22 protein-coding genes and 1 pseudogene are annotated in these 23,720 nt (G+C 65.5%); 12 read left to right on the forward strand and 11 right to left on the reverse strand.

Annotation, left to right across the window (positions count from 1 at the left end; all coding sequences use genetic code 11):
- Positions 1-288: 288 nt before the first annotated feature.
- The 3 genes from V5B44_RS03035 to V5B44_RS03045 all read right to left on the reverse strand — a co-directional run bounded on the left by V5B44_RS03035 (position 289) and on the right by V5B44_RS03045 (position 2,252).
- Positions 289-492 (reverse strand): hypothetical protein, encoded by a 204-nt coding sequence (locus V5B44_RS03035; protein WP_332357622.1) that lies wholly within the window; start codon positions 490-492, stop codon positions 289-291.
- Between the two features lie 101 nt (positions 493-593).
- The gene (locus V5B44_RS03040) at positions 594-1,910 is read right to left on the reverse strand and encodes an FAD/NAD(P)-binding oxidoreductase (RefSeq protein ID WP_332357623.1); all 1,317 of its coding nucleotides are present in this window, start codon (positions 1,908-1,910) and stop codon (positions 594-596) included.
- A gap of 18 nt (positions 1,911-1,928) precedes the next feature.
- Positions 1,929-2,252, reverse strand: coding sequence for a c-type cytochrome (locus V5B44_RS03045; protein ID WP_332357624.1), 324 nt, complete (start codon positions 2,250-2,252; stop codon positions 1,929-1,931).
- Positions 2,253-2,708: 456 nt separating this feature from the next.
- Between V5B44_RS03045 and V5B44_RS03050 the strand changes: the two genes are divergently transcribed.
- The 7 genes from V5B44_RS03050 to V5B44_RS03080 all read left to right on the forward strand — a co-directional run bounded on the left by V5B44_RS03050 (position 2,709) and on the right by V5B44_RS03080 (position 6,416).
- On the forward strand, positions 2,709-3,578 hold the full coding sequence (locus V5B44_RS03050) for a DUF3828 domain-containing protein (protein WP_332357625.1): 870 nt from the start codon (positions 2,709-2,711) through the stop codon (positions 3,576-3,578).
- Positions 3,575-4,207, forward strand: coding sequence for a lysozyme inhibitor LprI family protein (locus tag V5B44_RS03055; protein ID WP_332357626.1), 633 nt, complete (start codon positions 3,575-3,577; stop codon positions 4,205-4,207). The genes V5B44_RS03050 and V5B44_RS03055 overlap by 4 nt, the downstream gene beginning before the upstream one ends.
- Before the next feature lie 24 nt (positions 4,208-4,231).
- Positions 4,232-4,630, forward strand: coding sequence for a hypothetical protein (locus V5B44_RS03060; RefSeq protein ID WP_332357627.1), 399 nt, complete (start codon positions 4,232-4,234; stop codon positions 4,628-4,630).
- Positions 4,631-4,763: 133 nt separating this feature from the next.
- Positions 4,764-5,162 (forward strand): hypothetical protein, encoded by a 399-nt coding sequence (locus V5B44_RS03065; protein WP_332357629.1) that lies wholly within the window; start codon positions 4,764-4,766, stop codon positions 5,160-5,162.
- Positions 5,163-5,173: 11 nt separating this feature from the next.
- Positions 5,174-5,629 carry a hypothetical protein gene (locus V5B44_RS03070; RefSeq protein WP_332357630.1) on the forward strand — a complete coding sequence of 152 codons (456 nt, stop codon included), beginning with the start codon at positions 5,174-5,176 and terminating at the stop codon, positions 5,627-5,629.
- Positions 5,626-6,051, forward strand: coding sequence for a hypothetical protein (locus tag V5B44_RS03075; protein WP_332357632.1), 426 nt, complete (start codon positions 5,626-5,628; stop codon positions 6,049-6,051). Before V5B44_RS03070 ends, V5B44_RS03075 begins: the two co-directional genes overlap by 4 nt.
- Positions 6,048-6,416 carry a hypothetical protein gene (locus V5B44_RS03080; protein ID WP_332357633.1) on the forward strand — a complete coding sequence of 123 codons (369 nt, stop codon included), beginning with the start codon at positions 6,048-6,050 and terminating at the stop codon, positions 6,414-6,416. Before V5B44_RS03075 ends, V5B44_RS03080 begins: the two co-directional genes overlap by 4 nt.
- Before the next feature lie 315 nt (positions 6,417-6,731).
- Here the strand turns inward: V5B44_RS03080 and V5B44_RS03085 are convergent, their stop codons facing one another.
- The gene (locus tag V5B44_RS03085) at positions 6,732-7,652 is read right to left on the reverse strand and encodes a CCXG family PEP-CTERM protein (RefSeq protein WP_332357634.1); all 921 of its coding nucleotides are present in this window, start codon (positions 7,650-7,652) and stop codon (positions 6,732-6,734) included.
- A gap of 61 nt (positions 7,653-7,713) precedes the next feature.
- Positions 7,714-7,833, reverse strand: a pseudogene (locus tag V5B44_RS03090) (protein-L-isoaspartate(D-aspartate) O-methyltransferase); the annotation flags it as partial.
- Positions 7,834-8,482: 649 nt separating this feature from the next.
- Between V5B44_RS03090 and V5B44_RS03095 the strand changes: the two are divergent.
- On the forward strand, positions 8,483-9,541 hold the full coding sequence (locus V5B44_RS03095) for a sodium:calcium antiporter (protein WP_332357635.1): 1,059 nt from the start codon (positions 8,483-8,485) through the stop codon (positions 9,539-9,541).
- Here V5B44_RS03095 and V5B44_RS03100 read toward each other — a convergent pair.
- The 4 genes from V5B44_RS03100 to gstA all read right to left on the reverse strand — a co-directional run bounded on the left by V5B44_RS03100 (position 9,522) and on the right by gstA (position 16,075).
- Positions 9,522-14,453 carry a PAS domain S-box protein gene (locus V5B44_RS03100; protein WP_332357636.1) on the reverse strand — a complete coding sequence of 1,644 codons (4,932 nt, stop codon included), beginning with the start codon at positions 14,451-14,453 and terminating at the stop codon, positions 9,522-9,524. The genes V5B44_RS03095 and V5B44_RS03100 overlap by 20 nt on opposite strands.
- Before the next feature lie 288 nt (positions 14,454-14,741).
- Positions 14,742-15,098, reverse strand: coding sequence for a BrnA antitoxin family protein (locus V5B44_RS03105; RefSeq protein WP_332357637.1), 357 nt, complete (start codon positions 15,096-15,098; stop codon positions 14,742-14,744).
- Entirely contained in the window at positions 15,082-15,351 is a 270-nt protein-coding gene (locus V5B44_RS03110) for a BrnT family toxin (RefSeq protein WP_332357638.1), read from the reverse strand. Before V5B44_RS03110 ends, V5B44_RS03105 begins: the two co-directional genes overlap by 17 nt.
- Before the next feature lie 124 nt (positions 15,352-15,475).
- Positions 15,476-16,075 (reverse strand): glutathione transferase GstA, encoded by a 600-nt coding sequence (gene gstA / locus V5B44_RS03115; RefSeq protein ID WP_332357640.1) that lies wholly within the window; start codon positions 16,073-16,075, stop codon positions 15,476-15,478.
- Positions 16,076-16,225: 150 nt separating this feature from the next.
- On the opposite strand from gstA, the gene V5B44_RS03120 reads away from it, so the two are divergent.
- Positions 16,226-17,401 (forward strand): MFS transporter, encoded by a 1,176-nt coding sequence (locus tag V5B44_RS03120; protein ID WP_332357642.1) that lies wholly within the window; start codon positions 16,226-16,228, stop codon positions 17,399-17,401.
- A 50-nt stretch (positions 17,402-17,451) separates the two neighbouring features.
- Here V5B44_RS03120 and V5B44_RS03125 read toward each other — a convergent pair whose 3' ends face one another.
- Positions 17,452-17,937, reverse strand: a complete 486-nt coding sequence (locus V5B44_RS03125) for a DUF4124 domain-containing protein (RefSeq protein ID WP_332357643.1) — start codon at positions 17,935-17,937, stop codon at positions 17,452-17,454.
- 352 nt (positions 17,938-18,289) lie between these two features.
- On the opposite strand from V5B44_RS03125, the gene V5B44_RS03130 reads away from it, so the two are divergent.
- Positions 18,290-19,675: an SUMF1/EgtB/PvdO family nonheme iron enzyme gene (locus V5B44_RS03130; RefSeq protein WP_332357645.1), complete on the forward strand. Its 1,386-nt coding sequence runs from the start codon at positions 18,290-18,292 to the stop codon at positions 19,673-19,675.
- A gap of 148 nt (positions 19,676-19,823) precedes the next feature.
- Here the strand turns inward: V5B44_RS03130 and V5B44_RS03135 are convergent, their stop codons facing one another.
- Positions 19,824-20,021, reverse strand: coding sequence for a type II toxin-antitoxin system VapB family antitoxin (locus V5B44_RS03135; protein ID WP_332357647.1), 198 nt, complete (start codon positions 20,019-20,021; stop codon positions 19,824-19,826).
- Between the two features lie 164 nt (positions 20,022-20,185).
- On the opposite strand from V5B44_RS03135, the gene V5B44_RS03140 reads away from it, so the two are divergent.
- Together V5B44_RS03140 and V5B44_RS03145 are read left to right on the forward strand one after the other, a co-directional pair.
- Positions 20,186-21,838 (forward strand): SUMF1/EgtB/PvdO family nonheme iron enzyme, encoded by a 1,653-nt coding sequence (locus V5B44_RS03140; RefSeq protein ID WP_332357649.1) that lies wholly within the window; start codon positions 20,186-20,188, stop codon positions 21,836-21,838.
- Positions 21,839-22,288: 450 nt separating this feature from the next.
- Entirely contained in the window at positions 22,289-23,686 is a 1,398-nt protein-coding gene (locus V5B44_RS03145) for an SUMF1/EgtB/PvdO family nonheme iron enzyme (RefSeq protein WP_332357651.1), read from the forward strand.
- Positions 23,687-23,720: the final 34 nt, after the last annotated feature.

Raw genomic sequence — 23,720 nt, forward strand, 5'->3', positions numbered from 1 at the left:
AAGTTCTCGATCCTGGCCGTGGCCGACGCAGGTGAGTGGTCCAGTCATTCGCAGCGGCCAAGTATCCGGGCGAGCATAGCGCCCGCCCGCCTCCAAGGTCAATCGCAATGCCCGTATTGCAGCCCTGACGCATACCCTGCCGAATCGGACCCGTTGGCCGGTAACGCCCGCTTTCGCCGCCGAGGCGGTCAGATGGGGGTTGGCTAGCGACAAAGGCGCGCTTGCGGCGCGAGTGGTGTGGGGTTGGTCAGGGGGATGCGAGAGGTCGTCGGCGCTCCGGTGCGATCGTCAGGCGGGCTTGTTTCCCGGCTCGGTGCGCCCGCGTGCGCCAGACGGTGGCGAGCGTGGGTTGGCGGCTTCGCCCTTGCTGAGAATCTCGTCTTGGAGGGCACGGACATGGGCAATACGTTCCAGGTTCGGATTGCACCCGATCGAGGTCAGTGTGACGGTGGCCGGAACATGCATCCAGTTGAGCTTCCTCACCACAAGCATCCTGGTTTCATCGCCGCGGGCGACGGGTGCCTTGCCACCTCAAGGCCCCGTCGCCTTTTCCTTGCAGCGCCTGGGCCAGGCTTGTCGCCTAGCCCGCTTGCTCAAACGAAGCTATCCGCGAAAAGTCCTTCGGCCCAGGTGAACATGTCCTGGTAGTTGTCGCCGTTGGTCCGGGGTGCTTCGCCGAGATCGACGCGGTGCATCCCCTTGCCCTTTACCTTGCCAGCGGCATCGTAGATGTCGCCGTAGTTGAAGTTGGCCGACAGCCAGGAGCCGATTGTGGCGGTAATCGGGCTGAAGCAGGCCGAGTTGGTGGTGATGTTCTTATCGGGTGACTCCCCGTTCAAGGAGCGCAGGATGGCATCGGCGCAGACCTTGGCTTCGGCGTTGGCCATGTGGCCGGACTTGGGCACTGCCTTGCCCTCACTGGCGGGTACCGCGCAGGCATCGCCGATCACGTGGACATTCGGGTAGCCGCTGATGCCGTAGGTCAGCGGGTCGACTGGCACAAATCCCTGTGCGTTCAAGACCGGCCATCCGCGATTGAGACTGCTGGCCGGGCCAATGGCGGCAGCCCTCTGGTTGGGGATGTAGTTCAGGACGCGGACGTTAGACCAGTCGCCAGCGCTGGTTTGAATGCTGCGCGTCGTCGAATTCACCGCTGTCACCGCGGCATTGGGAACGTACTCTATCATCCCCTTGTAGATGAAGTTGAAGGCTTCGCCAAAGGCCACGGGCTCCGCCTGAATGCTGGGGTTCGCGTCAAGAACGACGACTTTGGCAAAAATGAGTTTTTTTCTTTTCAGATAATCGGCGACCACGCAGGCGCGCTCATAGGGGCCGGGTGGGCAGCGGTAGGGCGATTTGGGTACGGTCATGACAAAGGTGTCGCGATCGCGCATGCTTGCCAGCTGCTGCTTCAGCAAGAGAGTCTGTGGGCCGGCCTGCCAGGCATGCGGGGTGACGTTCGGATCCCAGGGCCCCTCCGGTGGAGGAACGAAGTCAATGCCGGGAGACAGGACCAGATGGTCATAGGCCAAAGCCGTTCCGTCACTAAGGCTGACGGTACCGCTCCCGTAGTTGATCGCGATGACTCGACCCTGCTGCACCTTGACACCACGCTTTTCTTTCAGGGCATTGTAACCCAGCGTGATACGGTCCATGGTCAGGGCGCCGGTGACCACGAGGTTGGAAAGAATGCAGGCGATGTGGCTGGGATTAGGGTCCACCAGGGTAACCGCGACCTTGTCGCCGCCCCACATGCGAAGGTACTTGGCGACCGTAGCGCCACCGAAGCCCCCGCCAACGACGACCACGCGCGCCGGGGACGCAGCGCCAAATGCTCGGGGCAAAACGGAAACCGCTGAGGCCATGCCGGCCAGCTGCAGGAATCGTCTTCTACTGAAGGTGTGCATCATGTTGACGTCTCCTGTTGGTTAGTTGTCGTGGCCGCTACCGCTGTGTGCAGCGAGGTAGTCGGCGATGAGTTTGATCTGGGCATCGGTGTAGCCACGGGCCTGGCGGTCCATGATGCCCTCGACTGGTCGGCGCTTCATTTCCAGGAGGTCTTTTTGCAGTTCGCTGGCGCTTTTGCCCGCCACTTCGTCAAACCCCGGGCCGTTCCCGTTGGTGCCGTGACATTGGGCGCATTGGGAAGCCAGAACCTGACCTGCCGGTGGTGCTGCCTGCGCGCCCTGGGAGACCGCCAGCGCCAGAGCGACAGGTATCAGGAATCGTGGTGAAATCGTCTTCAATGACATCGTTTACTCCCCATAGAAGAAAAAGCGCCTACCTCGTTTGTTCGATCGAGCATGGCGAGCAAGTTCGAACATCAATCAGGTCGGTGAGACTGACGGTCAGGGATACCCCAGACGCCCGCATGACTATCACGGTCAAAGCTTACGGCAGTCTTAAGGCGGCGAATGGCCTCGCACGCAGTTACGCGCCCAGCTCCGAGGAGGCCTCTCCGTCGCAGAAGTCGGCACGGACTGTGAAGCGCGCAGCAGTCGGAAATCGGCGTTGCTCCGGGGTAGAATCAGCAGGAGGGCGAGATCAGGTGGGCATTTCTACCCATTGGATGCTGGATAAATGGATATATCAAGCAGGTCGATTGTATCTCACCGGACTTATGCACGGTCCGGGCCAGTTGCAGGGTGGCATCAAGCGTGCCGCGACGTGCTGTTCTGACCGCTGACCTCCATACCGTGAGCACTGGCATGAAAAACCACACAAATCGCTTTGCCATCACCCTGGTTTGCCTCGGCATGGTCTTGGGCTCCGAGGCTGTCCGTGCCCAGGCGGACCACCGCATCGAACCTCACTGGCGCATCACGCACACGGTCACGGCGCCTTGGGCGCCTGCGGCTGCAAGCCCGAACATGGCACAGCCCGCCTGGGTGGGCCATGCGCTGACGTTTCAGACCAACGCGGTGCGCGGCCCCGGCGTGCTGACCTGCGGCCATGCCGTCATCGAACCGACGCACTATCCGGCCGAAGGCCTGTTTCAGGGCAGCTTGCCGGCCCCGGCCGCAACGGCGGCGCGGGCCTTGGGCATCATGCTGCTGCCCCTGGCCGGAGTGCGTCTGACCTGCGACACCGGCATGTTCGAGTTCCACCGCGTTGATGCCGACACCCTGTTACTCGGCCTGGACAACCAGGTGTTCATCTTGAGCAAGGCACCGGGCGCGCTGGCAGAGGCCAACTCGCCGGAAGGCCGGGTGCAGCGGCTGCTCGAGGCTCATTTCAAGGGCGACATGGGGTTTACCCCCGCCAGCACCGAGCGCAAGCGGGAGTGGCTGTCGAAGCGGCTCAAGCACCGCGTTGCGCACTACTTCGCCAAGCCCGTATCGGCTGATGAAGCCCCCGTCATCAACGGCGACCCGTTCACCGATAGCCAGGAATATCCCACCCGTTTCGCCGTTAACAAGGCCAGCGTAAGGGGCAGTTCAGCCGAAGTGCCGGTGCGTTTCGCCGATGCCTACCGTAACCGCAATGTGACGTACCGTCTGGTGCGAGAGCGTGGCGTCTGGCGGCTGGATGACCTGGTCTACGAACAAGGCGAAGCCCTGCAAGGTTTGCTGAAGTGAAACGTCAGTGCTTGTGGCTTTGCCTGACAGCGCTGCACATGGCAGCAAACGCTGCCAATGCGGCGAGCTTTGACTGCGCCCAGGCGGCCTCGAAGATTGACAAGCAGATTTGCGCCAGCCCAAGGCTCAACCGGCTCGACAGCCGCATGGGCGAGGCCTTTGCAAAGGCCAAACGCATGTGCCCGGCAGCCGATGTTGTGAACGCACAGCGCCACTGGCTGCGCGAACAGCGCAATCGCTGCACCGACGAACCCTGCCTGATCGCCGCCTACGAAAATCGTCTCCAGCAACTCGCGCAACCCGCTTGTGGTCTACCCCCCGGCGTGCAGACGGGCGCGTGCCCGGCTGGCAGGGAGGCACTGCTCGGCGCCTGGAAACTGGTCTCGGACGGTGGCCCTTTTGAAGAAATGGCCTTCACGGCAAACCGCTTTGATTCCTGGCTCCACCAGCGCCCGGAGCTCTCCGGCGCGCAGTGGCGAGTCGCCGGCTGCGAACTGCATGTTGAGGACGCAAACAGCGGCTTCGATGGTCGATACACCCTGTTGAAGATGACTGGAAACCGCCTGTTCTTGCGCGAGTCCGGCGAGCGGGAAATTGCCGTTTACCAGCAGATCAAAACCAGGAAATAAGCACTTCGACGAAAGGACGCGGCCTTGCCACAGCTTGCAACCTTGCCGATAAGCCGCAGCTGCCTGTTCATGGCCTTGCTGGCGATGGGGTGCCACGCGCCTGCCAGCCATGCCGGCCCCGACTTTTCCCGCTTTCTGGCGGATTTTCGCCATGCTCTGGCCGAGAACGACGGCGCCCGGGTGGCCGCATTGACCCGGTTACCGTTCCTGTATGAAGGTCGGGGACGTGACCATGCCGCCTTTCTGGCCATCTACCCCCAGCTTTTCAAGGCCCCTGTCCGCCGCTGTCTGGCGCGGGCGCAACCCATTGCCGAAGACGGGGCCCAGGTGATCTTCTGCTCTCCCTACACGTTCTACTTTCGACCGGTGCAGGGCAGCTGGCGGCTGGTGGAATTCGCTGCCGACGGCGAGGCAGTGCGATGAGCCGCAGCTTGGCCATCGTGGTGGGCCAGGCCTTGGCTGCCCCGATGGCCATGCTCCCACCGGCAACACCCTGCCGGCAGCCCGTTTCGCCGACTTTGCGCCCACCCCATGGGCACAAGCGGCATGATCCGCGATGACGACATCCGGGATGCGCTGCTGGCGACGCTGTAGTCTGCTGCTCCTTCTGGCCGGATGCCAGGGGGAGCCGCCGCCGGATACCGCGCAACATTTCCGCGCAGAACTGCATGGGGTATCGATGCATCTGGCGCTCGATGATTGCGAGGTGTTCCGGGTGCTACCGGATGGCCGGCGGGAGCGGGTGCTGACGACGGATTTCTACCCAATGCTGAGCGTTTGCCAGCGGCAGGAGGTCTCTGCCGATTCCGAATACGTCCTCGTCCAGCTTGGCCGTCAGGCGTTGGGCGCGGGCGGCTGCTGCGCCACCGACGGCACCTGGCGGAGCCGGGATGGACAACACTGGCAGCGACGCGTGCAGGGACGCTGGGTCGAAGCCGGGGCCACCCCCCAATGAAAGGAGAAGGCATGCCTGGGGTTCACCGTTTCTGGCGTGTTTTTGGCTTCGCGGCTGGCCTGCTTGCGCTGCCGTTCCAGGCAGGGGCTGATGACGTTGTCGCACTGGGTCGGGCCGGTGCGCTGCTGTGGGAAATGAGCGAACTGCACCACGAGTTCGGCGACCGTCACATTGCGCGTGGCGTAACGCCGGAGAAAGCGCGAAAGATGGCCGTATCGACGGCTGGCAGGCTGGCTGACAAGCGTGACGAACTGGCTGAACTATTGCCGCAACTCCCTACCGACACGCGCTTCGTCGCCGATCTGCTGCGCTTTCTGCAGAAGTGGCCGGACCGCCAGACCTTCCTCGATGATCTGCTGATCTTCTACAACGGCGCGCAATCCGGCTTGGACATCACCTCGCTGGCCATGCAGGTGCCCGACACGCGGCGCGGCTGGAAGACCCCGTTCCCGATATTCCGGCCATGACGCCAGGACGCCGCCTGTTTCTTGCCACCAGTCTGGCATTGGTGTGGCGGACCGCCCATGCCGACAAGGCCGCTGCCACCCATACGCCACCACCCGGGACACCGGAACGTATCGCCCTGCTGAGTGCCGTGCGCAGCGCGCTCCGGCTGAACACAGGCGCCAGCCGCTTCAACGTCTTCCACCTGCGTCGCGCTGGAAACTGGGCCTATTTTGAAGGCAACGAGGTCATCCTCCTGGATGACCACAGCTGGCAGGAAACCGACTTGACCGTCAAAGCCTTGCTGGTCCACAGTGGATCAGCCTGGCGGGTCGAAGTCCTGTGGACCCTGCCCGGAAACGACCACTTTTCACTGGCGGCTTTTGAGCAGCGGCTTGCCACCCTGCGCCAGACGCACCACCTGCCTGGAGAACTCTTTCCATGACTGTGCCTGTCCCCCGTTGTGTCGCCGCTGTCGCCATCCTGTGCCTTGCCGCATCTGTCTGGGCGGGCGGCAGCGCCGGACCGTTACGCGGCGAATACCGCTTTCATGGCAAGACGCTGATCGACCCGCCGCCCGGTGAGGCACGCGACAGCCACTTGGGACTGGTGCTTGAAGGTGGGGCCGCGCGTGACCTGTACCGTCGTTTGAAAGGCCGTGGCGAGCGCGACATCTGCCTCGACGACGGCTCGCGCAGCAAGACACAAGGCCCGCTGCGCTGCACCGAACTGGCCGAAAAACGCGGCTGGCGCTGCGAATTCGCGATTCAACTGGATACCCTCACGCTGGTGCCTGACGGCGCCTGTTGATCGCAGGGACTCAACACGTTACGTGGCGGACTGGGCCGGCAGCGGCCTATGCGCGCGACTTCCTCAATGTCAGGCGCTCGCCGCGCAACCGTGGTGGGTACTCGCTGCCGGCCTGCGCCGCCGCGCCCATGCCCCCGTTTCTTGCCGGCGACTGCGCGAGGGTGGATTGCCTGGGAGCCCTCGACGGCGCGGTGCGCAGCGGCATCCGTGCTGCCAGGTTGCTGGCAAAAACCATGACAACCCGCGGCAAGCAAGCGTCGCCAGAATGACAGAGCCCCGCCGCGGCGGGGCTTCGCGCTGGGTCGCGCCGGATGGCTAAGTCTTGCGCCTGCGCGCAAAACCCAGGCCGAGAAGGCCGACGCCGAACAGCGCGTAGGTGGCGGGTTCGGGAACTTCCGCCAGGCCATCGGTCGAACTGAAGCTCGTGAATTGCTTTGTCCCTGGCGCCCGGAACTGGACCTGTTGGCCGCCGTCGCAGCAACCTTCCAGACCGTAAATGCTGAGGACATGGTTGCCGCTGGCCAGTATTGATGTGTAATCGAAATGCTGGCTGGGGTTTCCGTAAGAGCCAGCCCACCACATGTCATTGGACTTGAAACCCAGGGCAACGCCATCGAGGAACACCGCGCCGCCGTGACCGAAATCGGTGCCGGCACGGAATTCCCATTCGCCTGCCTGCACTGCGGTCACGCCAAAAGCGATCGTGAACTCGAAGGCGATGTTCGTGGTGGGTCCAGCAAATAGACCGTGGTTCGAAACAGTGTTGAACGCCGTTGGATGGGTCACGCCATAGCCAGCCGTCGCCACGGCGACCGCAGCTTCGACCACGCTCCGGTAATCGTTTGCGCTGGCCTGTGACCCTGCCGTCGAGTAGCCGGTCTCGACGGTGATCGTGCTGGCGCAGGCGTTGCCCACCGACGCAGCCAGGGCCGCTGCTACGATGGCGGTCAGGATTTTTCCGTTGAGTGGTTCAGTCATGTTTCTCACTATCGTTCCTTGATTCTGTCCGTTGGGACAATTTCGGTCATCCGGTCCGTGGTAACGGCGTGCCGTGCGGTCATTCAACGAAGCGCACTGTCTTTCATCAGCATGCACAGATTGGAACATTGATTCGTCGCGGCCCCCGTGCGATTCCGCACATCCGGCGGCAAGTCGCTGCAGGCGAGGGTACGCGCGTGGAGTGGCGCCCGCTGTCAGGCCGCTGACCAGCTGTTTGATGGTGCCGGCGGTGGCCATCTACGGCCTGGCGGCGTCGCAGTTTCCCCGGGAAGACTGATCCGCCGCTTGCACGGCCCCGCCGCTGGCCCGTGGCCGTCGCCAGCGCCTCGATGATCTCGACGCTATAGACCTGGCGCACCAGTTCGGCCAGCACGGCGGCCTGATAACCCGAGCCGGTGCCGATTTCGAGAATGCTGTCCTGCAGACGCGGCGCACCGCCGCCATGGCGGCCATGACCCGCGGCGCGAAGGTGTCCCTGCCGATTTCGTGCCGGGTATACGCGATCTCGCGCTTGATGTCGCGCGGCATGTCCTTCTGTCCGGAGTTTGCAAAGATGGCGGACCGGCTCGCGCCCTCAGCAGCTAGATGACCTCGGCTTCCGCCAGCGAGATGACGTGCGAAGTGCTGTAGACGGACTTGGATAGTCTCTTCTGGCGCTTGCTCACCGTGCCGTCGATGTCTGGTTTCATGGTGGTGATCCTCGCTGTAGCCGAAGAAATTGACGCCGCGTGCCCGGAAATGCGGCGCCGGTGCCAAGGACTGAATCGCGCAGCGCAAGGAGGAAGCAGAGGGGGCAGAGGAAGCGATTCACCGTCGCATCGCCCGCTACGGCTGGGCGCTGCTGCTCGCGCGCATCCGTGAGGTCATGCCGCTCCCGTGCCCACGCGGTGGTGGCGAGGTGCGGCCCAAGGCACTGAGGGGGGCGGGAATCGGATGACTTTCAGGGGCTCCCGGGTCCAAATGCGAGATTGACGCCTTTTGTTGAAGGTCCATATACTTTTGTCCATAAAGGCTTGCCAATCCTAGCTTTCGGCCACTTCGGCCGGGGCTCGACAAAGGAATTCTGGATGAACGATCTCGGAATACCCGCGCTGCTACTTCTCTTCGCGGGCGCTGCAGTAGCCACGTGGATCGCTGGTGTCTGGCTGGCGAAGGCCACCGACGTGCTGGACGATCGCTTCGGTCTTGGCGAGACCATCGGCGGAATGGTCCTGCTGTCGATCACCGGAGCCCTGCCCGAACTGGCGATCACGGTCAGCGCAGTCAGCAGCGGGCATCTCGATATCGCGGCGGGCAACCTGATCGGCGGAGTGGCGATGCAGACACTGGTGCTCGTCATCGCCGACCGCTTCATGTGCGGTTCGCGCCCCCTATCGACAGCATCGGCATCGCTCGTGCCAGCCCTCGAGGGGACGCTCGTCATCTGCGTGGTCGGGATTACCGTCATGAGCGGCCTGCTTCCCGCCACCGCCGCGGTCGGTCCGCTCGGCGTCGGGAGCATCGCGATCTTCGTGGTCTGGCTGGTCGGCATGCTGGCCCTGGGTCGCTACCGCGACCGGAAGGACATGGACCTTGCCGTGCCCGCCGACACCGGCGCACTGTCCGCGGCATCGGCTGCGGACAGCCCTGGGAGGAGCGACGGCCTGCACAATGCCAGCACCGCCCAGAACGTCACGATCTTTCTCGCCGCGTCGGTGGTCACGCTGGTCGCCGGTGTCGTGCTCGAGCAGAGCGGCGACCGCCTTGCCGACCTGATGGGCATCAACGGCGTCTTGTTCGGCGCGACGGTCCTGGCGCTGGCGTCGGCCCTGCCGGAGATCAGTACCGCCATCACCGGCGTGAAGATGAAGGCCTACACGCTGGTCTTCGGCGACATCTTTGGCGGCAACGCCTTCCAGCTCATCCTGTTCGTGCTCGCCGACCTGCTTGCGGGGCAACCGGTCCTGCCGCACGAGGGGCGCGCCAATGCGTGGATCGGCATGATCGGGCTGGTGATGACCGCGGTGTACGTGGCCGGCATCCTGCTGCGCAAACCGCGGCGCTACTGGGGGCTAGGCGCGGATTCCTGGGCGGCGCTGCTGATCTACATCCTGGGAACCTGGGGGTTCATGCTGGTGTCGGGCTAGGCTCGCCGGTTGCCGCGGCGTGGTTTAGCCAGGCAGCGGCGAATTCTTCCGCCGGCTGCGGGCGATCGAACAGAAAGCCCTGAGCGAGATCACAGCCTTGCTCCAGCAGGATGCGGCGCTGCTCATCGGTCTCCACCCCCTCGGCCACCACGACGAGGCCCAGGTGGTGGCCGAGGGCGACGATGGTCGCAGCGATGGCGCGATCGTCAGGGTCGGCAACCAGATCGCGCACGAAGCTGCGGTCAATCTTGAGTGCGGCCAGCGGCAGGCGCTTGAGGTAGCTCAGGCTGGAATAACCGGTGCCGAAGTCGTCCAGCGCCAGTTTCACCCCGAGCCGCTGCAACTGCGCCAGGTTCGTTGCCGTATCCGGGCCGGCTTCCAGCAGCGTCGACTCGGTCAGCTCCAGCTCGATCGCCTGGGCCGGCAGGTCGTGGTTTGCCAGCACCGCGGCGATCCGGTCGGCCAGCCCAGGCTGGCGGAAGTGGCGGGCTGCGAGGTTGATCGCCACCGTCAGCCTGGGCAAGCCCTGGCGGCGCCACGTGGCGAGTTGCCGGCAGACTTCGTCGAGCATCCAGTCGCCAAGCGCCACGATCAGATCGCTGGTCTCCGCCACCGGGACGAATTCCGCCGGCGGCACCAGGCCGCGCGCCGGATGCTGCCAGCGCACGAGTGCCTCGGCGCCGGTCAGGGTGGCATCCGCCAGCCGGACCTTGGGCTGGTAGTGCGCGCGCAGGTGCCCGGCGGCGATGGCCTGACGCAGCTCTGCCTCCAGTACCAGCCGCGCCAGTGTCGCGGCATTCATCTCCCGGTCGTAGAACACCCGGGTGTTGCGGCCGTCCTGCTTGGCGCGGTACAGCGCGGTGTCGGCGTTCTTCAGCAGATCGGCGAAACTGGTGCCGTCGTGCGGGTAGAGCGCGATGCCAATCGAGACGCTGGCTCCCAGGTGATGGCTGACTAAGGCGAACGGTTCGCGGAGCGCTGCCAGCACCTTGTCCGCGACCCGTAGCGCACCCTGCTGGTCAGCTTCCGGCAACAGCAGGACGAACTCGTCGCCGCCCAAACGGCACACCGTGTCCTCAAGGCGGAGGAGCGCCTGCAGTCTGCCTGCCACCTGGACCAGCAACGCGTCGCCCGCGGCGTGGCCCAGCGAATCGTTGACGTCCTTGAAGCGGTCCAGGTCGAGGAACAGCAACGCCAGCGTCTCACTCCGGCGGGCAGCCAGCGCCAGCGCCAGTTCGGCCCGCTGGGCGAGCAGCGCCCGGTTGGGCAGCGCGGTCAGTGCGTCATAGTGGGCCAGACGCTCGATTCGCCGCTCGGCGGACTTGAGTTCGGTGATGTCAGTCGCGATCCCGACGTAATGGGTGACCTGACCGGTGCCGTCCCGAACTGTACTCAGGTTGGCCAGCGTCGCGCGGCGTTCGGCATCCTTGCGTCGGGCCCAGAACTCGCCCTGCCATACTCCCTCGTCCGCGACGGTCTGCCAGATTGCCTCGAAGTATGCCTCGGGCTGACGCTCTGCCCACAGCAGGCGCGGACTTCTTCCGCGCACCTCGGCCTCGGGGTAGCCGGTCAGCGTGCTGAACGCCGGATTCACGGCGATGATCCTTCCTTGGCCGTCGGTGACCATGATCGCATCATGTGTCGCCTCGAAGACCGCCGCCGCCAGCCTCTGGCGCGCTTCGGCCTCCCGGCGCGCGGTGACGTCTTCGAGGACGCCGTCGAGCCATTTGACGTCGCCCTGGTCGTCGTAGGCGACGCGCGCGGTCACGGCGCCCCAGAAGGTCGTGCCGTCCTTGCGGCGCAGGTGGAGCGCCCTGTTGGTGACCTGGCCCTGGCTCAGAATCTCCGTCATGAAGCGAAGTCTTTCCTGCGGGTCGGCGTAGAGATCGGAGACCTGTGCCTGCAGGAAGTCTGCGTCGGTGGCAAAACCGAACATCTGAACAATCGCCGGGTTGGCCTGCAGGAATCGGCCCTGGGCCCCGCCGGTGTTGCGATAGACGCCGATGTTCAGGTTATCCACCAGCGTTCGATGCTGTTCCTCGCTGACCCGTAGTGCCGCCTCGGCTCGTAGCCGGACGTAGGCGTGACCAATGGCCGCGGCGGCGGTACGCAGGATGTTCTCCTCGACCGGAGTCCAGACCCTGTCGGTATGGCAGTCGTCGAAACCGATCAACCCCCAGAAGTCGCTGTCCACCTGGATCGGCAGCAGCAGGATCGAGCGGATCTCCTGCGCCGCCAGCAAGGCGCGTTGGGCTTCGGGAAGATCCCGGACCAAGCCAGCAATCGCTGCGCCGGTGCGCAAGACAGCGTACCAGCCGGGCAGGGTAGCGTCGTAGGAGAGATTCTGCATCTCGGGATTGTCGATCTGCGGAGTGGCCGTGTCGGCGCACCATTCGTAGCGCTGGCTGAGGAGCGGCGCGCCGCTGGCCGGGTCGGTGTGGTTCTCGAAGATGTACGACCGATCGGCGGACACCGTCTGGCCCAGCGTCGCCAGAGCTGCCCCGACGGTGTCGCGCAGGTCGCGCCCGGATAGCAGCAACGCCAGCGCGTCGGCGGTGGCCTGCTGCAGCCAATCGCGCTGGCGTAACGCCTCTTCGGCCTGCTGACGCTCGGTGATGTCCTGCATGAGGAACAGCAGGCAGGACTGGTGGTCGATGGCGAGGGGACGCGCGCAATATTGGCCGGCGCGCACGGCGCCGTCCTTGCGCCGGAAAGTGAAGTCGCGGTACAAGACTTCGCCGTACCGACCCAGGTCGCTTACCAGCCGGTCCCGGTCGGCTGGATCAGCCCACAGCTTCAATTCCAGGGTGGACCGACCGACCGCCTCGACCCGAGAATAGCCGGTGATCTCCTCGAAGCCCGGGTTGACGTCCAGCAAAACGCCGTCGTGCACGCGCGAAATGACCACCACGTTCGGCGTCGTCTGAAAAATCCTGGCGAACTTCTCCTCGGATTGCCGTAACTGTTGCTCGGCGTACTGGCGGTCGCTGATGTCGCGGCCGACCACCAGCAGGCTCTGGCGCTGCCGCCGATCGTCGAACTGAGGGATCCTGATGACGTCAAAGACTTTCTCGGACCCGTCTGGCTGCGGGAGGCGCTCGTCGCTCCGGCTGGGTTCACCCCGCTGCCAGGCGACTTCGTCGCGGTCTTCGAGCCGCTGGAACGTCTGCCGGTCAAGCGGGCTGTACGCTGCAAGTTCGGCCTCGGTCTTGTCCCGATAAGCGACGCCGTCCAGGCCGAACAACCGCAGGGCGAAAGTGTTGGCTTCCCGCCAGCGCCCGGCGCCGTCCTTGAAGCAGACGATATCGGGCATGGCGTCGATCAGCGTGCGCAATTGTGCTTCGCGCGCCTCGAGTGCCGCCGCCACCTGCTTACGTTCGCTGACATCCTTCATCGTGCCGAGCATTCGCCGCGCGGTTCCCCGTTCGTCGAGCAGAAACGCGCCCCGGTCTTCGACCCAGCAGTACGCGCCGTCGCTGCGCGCGAAACGATAGTCGAACATGTACGGAGCGCCGGCCGCCATCGCCTGGCGCAGCCGGTCGAGAGCTTGCGGCCGGTCTTCCGGGTGGATCAGCGCTGCCCAGGCGTCGATGTCCACTCTGGCGAAGTCCGCGGGGTCGTGCCCGGTAAGGGTCATGATCGCGCCTTCCCATTGGATCCGTCCAGTCAGGCAGTCGTAGTCGTAGATCATCTGGCCGGTCAGCAGCGCGACGATCCGGTACCGTTCCTCGCTGGCCTGCAATTCGGCCGTACGCGTCGCCGCCAACATTTCTGCCCGCTGCCGACGGGCGACCAGGACGAACAGGTACAGCGCCAGCAGCAGTGTGATCGTGGCGCCAATCGCCAGCGGGAGCCAGAAATCCTGCGCAGTGGACGCGCTGTGCCGATGCAGTTCCCAGCCCATGCCGACAGTCAGCGTCAGGCCGATGACGAAGGTCAGTGTGGCGATTCTCCAGGCCGCCGCCGTCGCTTCCGAGGCACTGCGCTGCGCCCGGTTCTCCCACACCGCCTGACCAAGCAGCAGCGCCAGAGCCGCCAGCGCCAGAACTCCCGCCAGCGTTCGACTGGTCTGCTGTGCCGTCGCGGAGATCGTCTGCCGGATCGGGGTGCGCAGCAGGACCGCCGGTTGACCGGCCAAATCTACCAGTACTTGAGAGACGAACCCGGCACCGGCCGGGTCCGCTCGCAGTTCGGGCTCGTCCGCGCGCAGAGTCTTCAGATCTTCGCGCTCCGCCGCCGTCAGACTGGGATCGTTTGCGGCGAGCAGATGGAAAGCGACCTGCGTCTGCTCAACCAGCGCCCACCGCAACGGTTCGTCGAGAAACCGGCCGAAGAGCAGGGCGCCGCGCGCTGGTCCCTTTCCCTGAGTGGTCAGGATGGGACGGGCCGCGAGCAGCAGTACCCCGTACTCGGTCAGCAGGAGGCCGGCGCGCGCCTGTTCCCGTTCCAGTGCGGCGTGGAGCAGGGCGCCGATCGCCGGCCGAGCGCCGGCGAACTCTGCCGGGAGGAGGTCTCCGCCGAGGTCCGAGTCGTAGCCGCCGGCGTACAGCCGTTGCCCCTGGCGGTCGAGAATCAGGCAGAGATTGACATGGGTGCTTTTCTCGAGCACGCGCCAGTCGCCGAGGTTGGAGTGAACGAAAGCCGGATTGCGGTCCTCGGCAAACGCGTAAGCGTCGTCCCACGCCGCCCAGTCACCCAGTTTCTGGTCCAGTTGTCGCAACTCGCCCTGGATTGCCGCCCGCGCCCGCGTGCTATCCTCGAGCGCCTGCACACGCTCCAACTCAACGAAGGCAGGCTGGACGATCTGGTGGTTGACCCCCCAGATCATGAGCAGCACGACAGCAAACCCGGCAATGGCGCTGAGGACGGCGCGAATGCTGGTGCCAGTGTTGGTGCGAGAGTCGCCGCTCATGGGGAAAGGCCTAATGCAACAAGAATAGCTCCAAAAACGGACAATTCAACCTCCGCTGCAGAGATATTCCTCGTCGCGACGGCTGCAGTCAATGAGCGACCCGTTGTGGCACGGTTTGGCGCTTCCTGAGCAACCGTCTGTCGTCGTTCACTGCCGCATTCAGGCCAGAGCAGCCAGTGCGCACCAGACGGATCTTGTCATGGTGGCGCCTTGGCGCAACTCCCAGTAGCGCGGCCGCCCGTACGTTTCCTTGAGCAGATCGACCAACCGGTCGCTCAAAAGTGATCGTCAACTTGCGTGGCACGCAGCAGCCACCTGCCGCAAGGCGTGCAAGCTACCGGTCCGATCAATCCGGGTGTGGTGCAGTTCCTGCCGGATGGTGTCGCGCACCACGTCGGCCAGGGTCAGCCCTTCCGCATACTGGCGCAGGGCCTCGTTCATCATGGTCTGGTAATTGCCGCCGGTCATCTCGGCGCGGGCCTTGAACACCGCCAGGGTAGTGTTGTCCAATTGTATGGTGATGCGCGACTTGCCGCCATGGGCGGCTTGCAGTTTGGCCAAGGCGGGCACCTCGGCGACTGGCTTGGCGTCGGTAAAATCCAGGTCGGCGTAGCGGTCAAAGATGGGGTTAGAACGGTTGTTCATAGCGCCTCCGTTGGGGTAGCTTGGCCTTCCAGGCCGAAATCAGACGTACGGTCTCACCCAGCAACGTCCACACCACAATCCGATCCATGACGCCCATGCCCAAGTTGACGAACCGCTGCTCGCCCACGACATCGCGGTCTTCCGGTGTCAACGCGTAAGGGTCGAGCAGCACGGTCTTGGCCTCGTCAAAGGTCACGCCGTCATGGTTCAACGGATTGGCGGCGGCCTTGTCTGGATCGAACTCAATCTCCATGGCGTCATTGCATGCACAAATCGATGCACGCTCAACGTGGATGCATGGGTCATCCGGGCGCTCACGAGGACGTGAGCGGACGTGGCGACCGCCGTCAGCCCGCTCACCGGACCTCGATCTCAGGTCACGCTTCTGCAGCCAGTGCGTCGCGCACGCTCTGGCGCTCGCCGACGCGTTGCTGGAAGGCGAGCAGCGACGGCCAGCGGGCGATGTCGATGCCGACCCAGCGGCCCCAACCGAGGACCGTGAACAGGTAACCGTCGGCGACGGTGAACTGGTCGCCCATCAGGTAGTCGTTACTGGCCAGATGGTCGGCGACATAGCCCAGGCGGCCGGCGAGGTTTTCCCGCACGACCTGCTTGTATTCATCGGGCGTAGCGGGCCGGAACAGCGGGCTGAAACCCTTGTGCAACTCGGAGTTGATGAAGCCCAGCCACTCCTGCAGCTGGTAACGTTCGATCGTGTCGGGACGCGGCGCGAGACCACTCGCGGGCTTGCGGTCGGCGATGTACTGGACGATCGCCGGGCCTTCGGTCAGGCGCAGGCCATTGTCGAGTTCGAGCACCGGCACGTAACCCTTGCGGTTGATCGCCGTGAAGTCACTGCCGTCAGCCAGCTTGCGCTGGCGGATGTCGACGCGAATGAGTTCGAAGTCGAGACCGGCTTCGCGCAGCGCGATGTGTGGCGAGAGAGAGCAGGTTCCCGGGGAAAAGTAGAGTTTCATGCCGTTGCTCCTTTGTGGTGGAATGGGGTGCCGGCAATCGAGCGGCCGCGCAGCGCAGACTATAGGGCCTTTCGGCACGACCGCAAGGGTCGCGGCACCGTCGCGGCGAATGGCTTTGCACGAGCGGCATTTGCTGCCACGATAGTGGCCATGGACACTTCCCCGCCGCTTGCCGATACCCGCGCCGCCTGGCTGCTGGCCGGCGTCGAACTCTTCTTCTCGCTGAGCTGGGTGGTCTACGTCATCTTCCTGCCCGACTTGCTGGCGCGCGGCGGGGTGGATAAGCGCTACCTGCCGTGGCTGCTGGCCGCCGACCAGTTGCTGTTCGCGCTCGCCGACTGGTCGGTGGGAGTCGCAGTGGACCGCGCGCGTGCGGCGCTGCGCCGGATCGGGCCGCTGCTGGTACTGCTGTCGGCGGTATCGGCTGTGGCGATGCTGCTGCTGCCCTGGCTGGCTGCGACGCCGGCCCTGTTCCTGCCGATGACGGCTTTGTGGGTGGTCACTTCGGCTGCTCTGCGCGCGCCGCCTTACGTGCTGCTGTCGCGTTACGCTGCGCGGGCGGCGATGCCACGGTTGGCCGGCATCCAGTTGCTGGGACTGGCGGTTGCGGCGGCACTGGCGCCGTATCTGGCGATCGTCCTCAAGGGCGTTGACCCGGCGTTGCCCTTTGCGCTCAGCGCGCTGGCGGTCGGCGTTTCGGCACTGGCGCTGGTCCGGGTCGAGCGCTCGGTACCCGCGGCGCAGCCGCTTGCCCCGGTGGCAACGGCAGTGCCCGTACACCGCGCGAGCGGGCCGACCTGGGGCTCCTTGTTGCTGATCGCCCTGCTGCTCGCCTTCGGCCAGCAGTTGCACACGGCGATCAATTCGGCGCCGCAGTTCAGGCGTCTCGCCGACCCCGTGCTGCTGCCCTGGCTGCTGCCGGTTTTCTGGGTTGGCTTCAGCTTCGGGCTACTGCTGGTCGATCGCTTGGTGCGCGGGCGCGGGCCGTTGCCGGTGTTGCAACTGGCGTCTGCAGCGGGTGCGCTGGTTCTGAGCATCACCGCCATCGCGGGCTCGCTGCCGCTGCTGGTGGCCAGCCAGTTCGCCGCCGGGGGTTTCTGGGGCTTCATTCTCTGCGCGTCGATCGGCGTCGCGGCCGAGCGCGGCTATCCGCTGCAGACCGGCCGCAATACCGGCGCGCTGATGGCGACGCTGGCGGTCGCGGCAATGTCGCGCCTGGGACTGGCGGCCTCGGGCGCGGCTGACTTCGGATCGCTGCTCGAGTGGCTGCCGGTGGCGATGTGGGGCGCGGCGTTGGTCCTGCTGCTGCGCCTGCGATCCGTTTAACGCTGACGGGGTAGGGATCTGCGCGGCGGCGGGCGACGTCCCGTCCGTCGCTAGCGGCCGGCGCAGTTCGCCTCGATTTCCTGCTTTCGCCGCTGGACCTCGGCGGCGCGTGCCTTGTCGTCGAGATAAACGCGCTCGCCCCGGTCGTCGAGGCGAGCGACGGTGTTCGCGTTCTGCATGTCCTCGAGGCGTTTCCTGGCGATGAGGCAGTCGCGCTGCAGGCGCTTTGCCGCTGCCTCGTCTTGCTCCTGTTTGCGGGCAGCCGCGTCACGGTCGATCTGGCGCTGGCGAAACTCCGCCTCCTTCTCCTGCCAGCTCTTGCCTGCCGGTCTGCCGGCATCGCTGCTGGCTGGCGAAGCAGGCTGCGGTTGGCTTGGCACCTCGGGCGGCTTCCGTGGCTTCGGTGCCTGTTGCCCCGGCGGCGGCAACTCCGAGAAGTGGGTGACCCCCTTCTCGTCGACCCATCGGTAGACCCCCGCGCCCGATGCCGCCGTGGCAACGGCGAGCAGGGCGAAGAGCAGGGCTGGCGGACGCATTCTTGACCTCTCTGGCGATTCTGAAAGCAAAAAGGGTTGGCAGCACAGCCGCCGGCTGCGCGCCGAATTGCCGGCGTCACTCGCGTTCTACGGCGTGGCTTCCCGGCTGCAGCGCTCCCACGGCAGCCGGGAAGCATCGCGACTGGCGGTGCCAGTGCCGATGCCCGGAAAACCCGGCGATGTCAGAAGCAGCATAGAGCCACCACCCGGCGGCGTCAATCACGCCGCGTGCCCCGATCAGCCGCTGTCGTTTGCGGAGGCATCGGCGCGGGCGGAAGCGTCTATGGTCGGGGCTGGCCGCCGCTATGGCATAATGTGCCGGACACCATGTTGGCAGCCAGGGGATTGCAGGGTGACTACCGACAGCGCGTCGATGCAGGCTTCCCGCATTTTCATCAGCTACCGCCGGGAGGATAGCGAACTTGCGGCGAGCCGGCTGGCCGACGACCTCTGCCGGCAGTTCACCCGCGAGCAGGTGTTCCAGGATTTCGCCAGTATCGACCCCGGCGCGGATTTCGTCGAAGCCGTGCAGCGCGGGCTCGACACCTGCGCGGCGGTGCTCGTGGTCATCGGGCCGAAGTGGCTCAACATCGTTGACCGGAAGGGGCGCCGCCGCCTCGACGTTCCCGGAGACTGGGTCAGGCACGAGGTCGGCGAGAGCCTGCGCCGTCGCGGTGTACGCGTCTTCCCGGTGCTGTTTGGCGATACGCAGATGCCTGACGTCGAGGACCTGCCCGAGGATCTGCAGGCCTTGACCCGCCGGCAGGCGTTTCCGCTGACTGTCCGGCACTGGACCAAGGACGTCGCGGAACTCATCGGGCACTTGCAGCGGGTTCCCGGTCTCGATCGCACGAGTAGCCCGGTCGATCCGGATCACCCCCCGGTTCCTTCGCCGTCAACAACGCCCCCGACAGCGTCGCCTCAACGTGCCGCCGCGACCGACACCTGTCAGGTCCTGCGCGGCGACACCTGGGTCAAATCGAAGGTCGTCGCGGCAGAACTGCCCGCGGGTACGGGCTTTCGCGACGCAGCCGATCTGCCCGAAATGGTGGTCATCCCGGCAGGCCGCTTTCTGATGGGCTCGCCGGAGAGCGAGCCAGGGCGAAGCGGTGACAAAGGGCCGCAGCATGAGGTCACGATCGCCCGCCCTTTCGCCGTCGGCAGATACGCCGTTACCTTCGACGAGTGGGATGCTTGCGTCGCTGCCGGGGGCTGCAAGCAGAAGCCCGGTGACGAAGGCTGGGGTCGCGGCCGGCGGCCGGTGATCAACGTCAGCTGGGTCGACGCGCAGGCCTATGTCGCCTGGCTGGCGCAGAAGACCGGTAAGGGCTACCGGCTGCTCTCCGAAGCCGAATGGGAGTATGCCGCCCGCGCCGGAAGCACGACGGCGTATCCCTGGGGCCAGGAGCCGGGAACAAACCGCGCCAACTTCGATGGTTCGGGAAGCCAGTGGAGCGGCAAGCAGACGGCGCCGGTAGGCAGCTTTGCGCCCAACGCCTTCGGTCTGTGCGACATGATCGGCAACGTCTGGGAATGGACACAGGACTGCTGGAACGACAGCTATACCGGTGCGCCGAAGGACGGCTTGCCGTGGCTCAAGGGCGACTGTGGCCGGCGGGTGGTGCGCGGCGGCTCCTGGTACAGCAGTCCGGGGGGCGCGCGGGCGGCCTCCCGCTTCAGGCACGGGCCCGGGCTCCAGAACAGCCACCGGGGTTTCCGCCTCGCCAGGACGCTCTGACCTCTTGCTTCTTTGACTCTTTACCTCTTGCGGCGATTGTGCGGAGAAACGGGGCGGGTACGCCGGCTCGCGCGATCGATGCGACGCATGATCGGGCCGATGACTTCATTGCCGGGGTGAGGCAGCCGCTCACCGGGAAAACTCCAGGTCACGCAGCGGGGGTCTGCCGCCTTGGCAGATCGGACAGTGCGGCTTCGCTGCCGCCGAGCAATACCAGGCGACGGGCGCTTTCACGTTCGACAAGCGCCTTCCGCGCTTCCTCGACCAAGGCGGACTTTTCGGAAATGCCGGTCAGCGCCTGCACTTTGGCGATCAACAAGTCATGAAGGGCTAGGGTTGTGCGCATGCGATTGCTCGCGGGGTCGCTGGTGCCCATCTTTGCCTCGCATGATGTCAGGCCACGTGCAGCGACTTCGTCCCCGTGCCGGCGGCTCCGTGATCGCCGGCCCGCTGGCCGCTGCCATGGCATAATCCGCTTCACACCATGGCTTCGACCGGGGGGATCGCAGGGTGACGACCGACAGCGTGTCAATGCAGGCTTCCCGCATCTTCATCAGCTACCGCCGCGAGGATAGCGAACTCGCGGCGAGCCGGCTGGCAGAGGACGTGCGCCGGCACTTCGCCTCCGAGCAGGTGTTCCAGGACTTTGCCAGCATCGATCCCGGCGCCGATTTTGTCGACGCCGTGCAGCGCGGGCTCGATACCTGTGCAGCGGTCCTGGTGGTGATCGGGTCGAAGTGGCTCAACGTCGTCGACAGGAAGGGGCGACGACGCCTCGATGTTACCGGCGACTGGGTCCGGCACGAGGTCGCCGAGAGCCTGCGCCGCCCGGGCGTGCGCGTTTTCCCCGTGCTGTTGGACCATGCCGAGATGCCCGGCCTGGAGGACCTGCCCGAGGACCTGCATGCCTTGACGCGGCGGCAGGCGTTTCCGCTGACCGTCCGCCACTGGGGCAAGGACGTCGCGGAATTGGTCGAACATCTGCAGCGGGTGCCGGGCCTCGACAGTCGCACCGAGGTCAGACCGTCGCCAGACGAGACAATCCAGCGCGAGGGCGGAGTGCCATCGGCTGCTGTTTTCAGCGCGGTTGAGCGAAAGACGCCGGCTGTCCGGGAGCCGGCGCTCGAGGCTCAGCCGTCCCCCCATCGAAGTGTGACTCAAAGTGTGCCGCGCACTGCACTCGGTAGCCAGGATGAGGGACCACGGGACGAGCCACGGCAGCGTGCCACCGGCGCAGGCGAGCCGGAAACGGGCGGGGGAGCCGCGGCGGGGTGGAAGCCGGTCGCGGCGATCGGCGCGGCGGTAGCCATTGCGCTCGTCGTTTTCGTCCAGTATGCAGGGCAGGAGAGCCAACCCGAGCCTGTGCCGGTACCGGCCAAGTCGCCGGTTGAAGGCGAAAAACCGGTGGCGAGATTGCCGACGAACGTGACCGCAGGCCAGGTCTTTCGCGACTGCGACCAGTGCCCGGAGATGGTGGTTGTTCCTGCGGGCAGTTTCATGATGGGCTCACCGGATACCGAGACGGGGCGATCTTCCGCCGAAGGACCGCAACACAGGGTGACCTTGGCACAGCCCTTCGCCGTCGGGAAACACGAGCTCACCTTCGACGAGTGGGATGCCTGCGTGGCTGCCGGCGGCTGTCAGCAAAAGCCCGACGACGAAGGCTGGGGACGCGGCAGGCAGCCGGTGATCAATGTGAGCTGGGATGACGCGCAGGCCTACGTCAGTTGGCTGGCAAAGAAGACCGGCAAGGGCTACCGCTTGCTCTCCGAGGCTGAATGGGAGTACGCCGCCCGCGCTGGAAGTACGACGGCGTATCCCTGGGGCCAGGAGCCGGGGACCAACCGGGCCAACTTCTCTAATTCAGGCAGCGAGTGGAGCGGCAAGCAGATGGCGCCGGTTGGCCGCTTCAAGCCGAACGACTTCGGTCTGTACGACATGATCGGCAACGTCGAGGAATGGACACAGGACTGCGGGAGCGAAAGCTATTTCGGTGCACCAGCCGATGGATCGCCATGGATCAAGGGCGACTGTGGCCAGCGGGCGATGCGCGGCGGCTCCTGGTACAGCACTCCGGTGGACGCGCGGGCGGCTTACCGCAATGGGGACGTGCCCGGAGGCCGGAGCCACTACCTGGGTTTCCGTCTCGCCAGGACGCTTTGACCTCCTGAGTCTTTGACTCTTTACCTCTTGCATCCACCACATGACCACTTCTCTGCCAGGTGAAGAACCTCGCCAGTCCAGCGACGCGGCGCGCAGATCGGGACCGGCGCTCGAAGCGATGTTCCGCTTCATCGTCTGGCTGATCCCGACGCTCGACAAGCTGCCGCGCAGCCAGAAGTTCCTGCTCGGCGACCGCATGCAGGCGACGGCGCTCGACGTCTTCGAGCGCCTGATCGAAGCGACGTACAGCAAGGCGCGTGAGCGCCCATTGAGCGACGCCAACCTCGGTCTCGAAAAACTGCGCTTCCTGTTCCGTGTCTGCGCCGAGCTGCATTACCTCGACTACTCGGGCTGCGGCACCTTTCGCGGTGGTTGGCTGGTCGGTCAGGGCGCCGCCGGTGCCGATGCTGGCATAATGTCGCAGGTGGCGGGGCTCGATGCCCGTGCAGCGTGGGGGAGGGGGAGTTGGGCAGCATTTTCATCAGTTACCGTCGCCAGGATGCAGCCGGCTGGGCAGGCCGGCTGGCGGCCGATTTGCGGCGTGAGTTCCCGCAGACTGAGGTTTTCCAGGACATCGCGTCGATCGGCATCGGTGAGGATTTCGTTGACGCGATGCGCCGCGCGCTGGAAAGCTGTGCCGTCGCGATCGTCTTGATCGGCCCGCGCTGGCTGGACGTGCGCGATGACCACGGCCAGCGGCGGCTCGACGACCCAGAGGACTGGGTGCGGCTGGAGATCGAGGAGAGTCTGAAACGCCCCCGGCTGCGCGTCGTGCCGCTGCTGGTCGGCAATGCGACGATGCCGAAGGCGGCTGATCTGCCTGCCTCGCTGCGGCTGCTGGCCCGGCGCAACGCGCACGAGATCAGCGACAAGCGCTGGGATTACGATCTCTCCCAGCTCGTCAAGGCGTTGAAGCCAGTCGCTGCGCTGGCCGGTGGGTCGAAGCCTGACCCGGAGCCGCCTGCTGTCCGAGCCGCTGAATGGCCGTCGGGCAAGGTGTTCAGAGACGGCGATGCGGGTCCGGAGATGGTCGTCATCCCGGCCGGCGAGTTCGTCATGGGTTCGCCGAAATCCGAAGCGGGCCGCACGGACGACGAAGGGCCACAGCACCGGGTGCGGATCGCCAAGCCCTTTGCCCTCGGTCGCTATCCGGTGACGGTCGGCGAGTTCGGTCGCTTCGTCCACGTGAGCGGCTACCAGACCGAAGCCGAGCGGAATCCCGAGCAGGGAATCCAAGCTTGGGACGACAGCAAGGGTGAGTGGAACTGGTCGAAGGGCAAGAGCTGGCGGAACCCGGGCTTTGCTCAGGACGATCGCCATCCGGTCGTCGGGGTGAGCTGGAACGACGCGCTGGCCTACGTCAAATGGCTGGGTGAGAAGACCGCCAGGGCTTACCGGCTGCCGAGCGAAGCCGAGTGGGAATACGCCGCGCGGGCGGGAACGACCACTGCCCGCTTCTGGGGTGACGACCCGAACCAGGCCTTCCGTTACGCCAACGTCGCCGACCGCAGCCTGAAGGCAGCGCATCCGAAATGGCCGTGGCCGATCCACGAGTGTGACGATGGTTACGCCGAGACGGCCCTGGTGGGCAGCTTCGAGGCCAACGCTTTCGGCCTGTGCGACATGATCGGCAACGTCTGGGAGTGGCTGCAGGACTGCTGGAACGAGACTTACACGGGTGCACCGGATGACGGGCGGTCATGGGAGCGCGGCGACTGCGGCCGGCGGGTGGTGCGCGGCGGCTCCTGGAGCGTCCCTCCGGTGCTCGCGCGGGCGGCCTTCCGCTTCAGGGATGGGCCCGGTATCCGGAACGACAGCCAGGGTTTCCGTCTCGCCAGGACGCTCTGACCTTCTGTCTCCTGGCTTCCTGACCTCTTGCGGC

Source organism: Candidatus Accumulibacter necessarius (genome assembly GCF_036625085.1).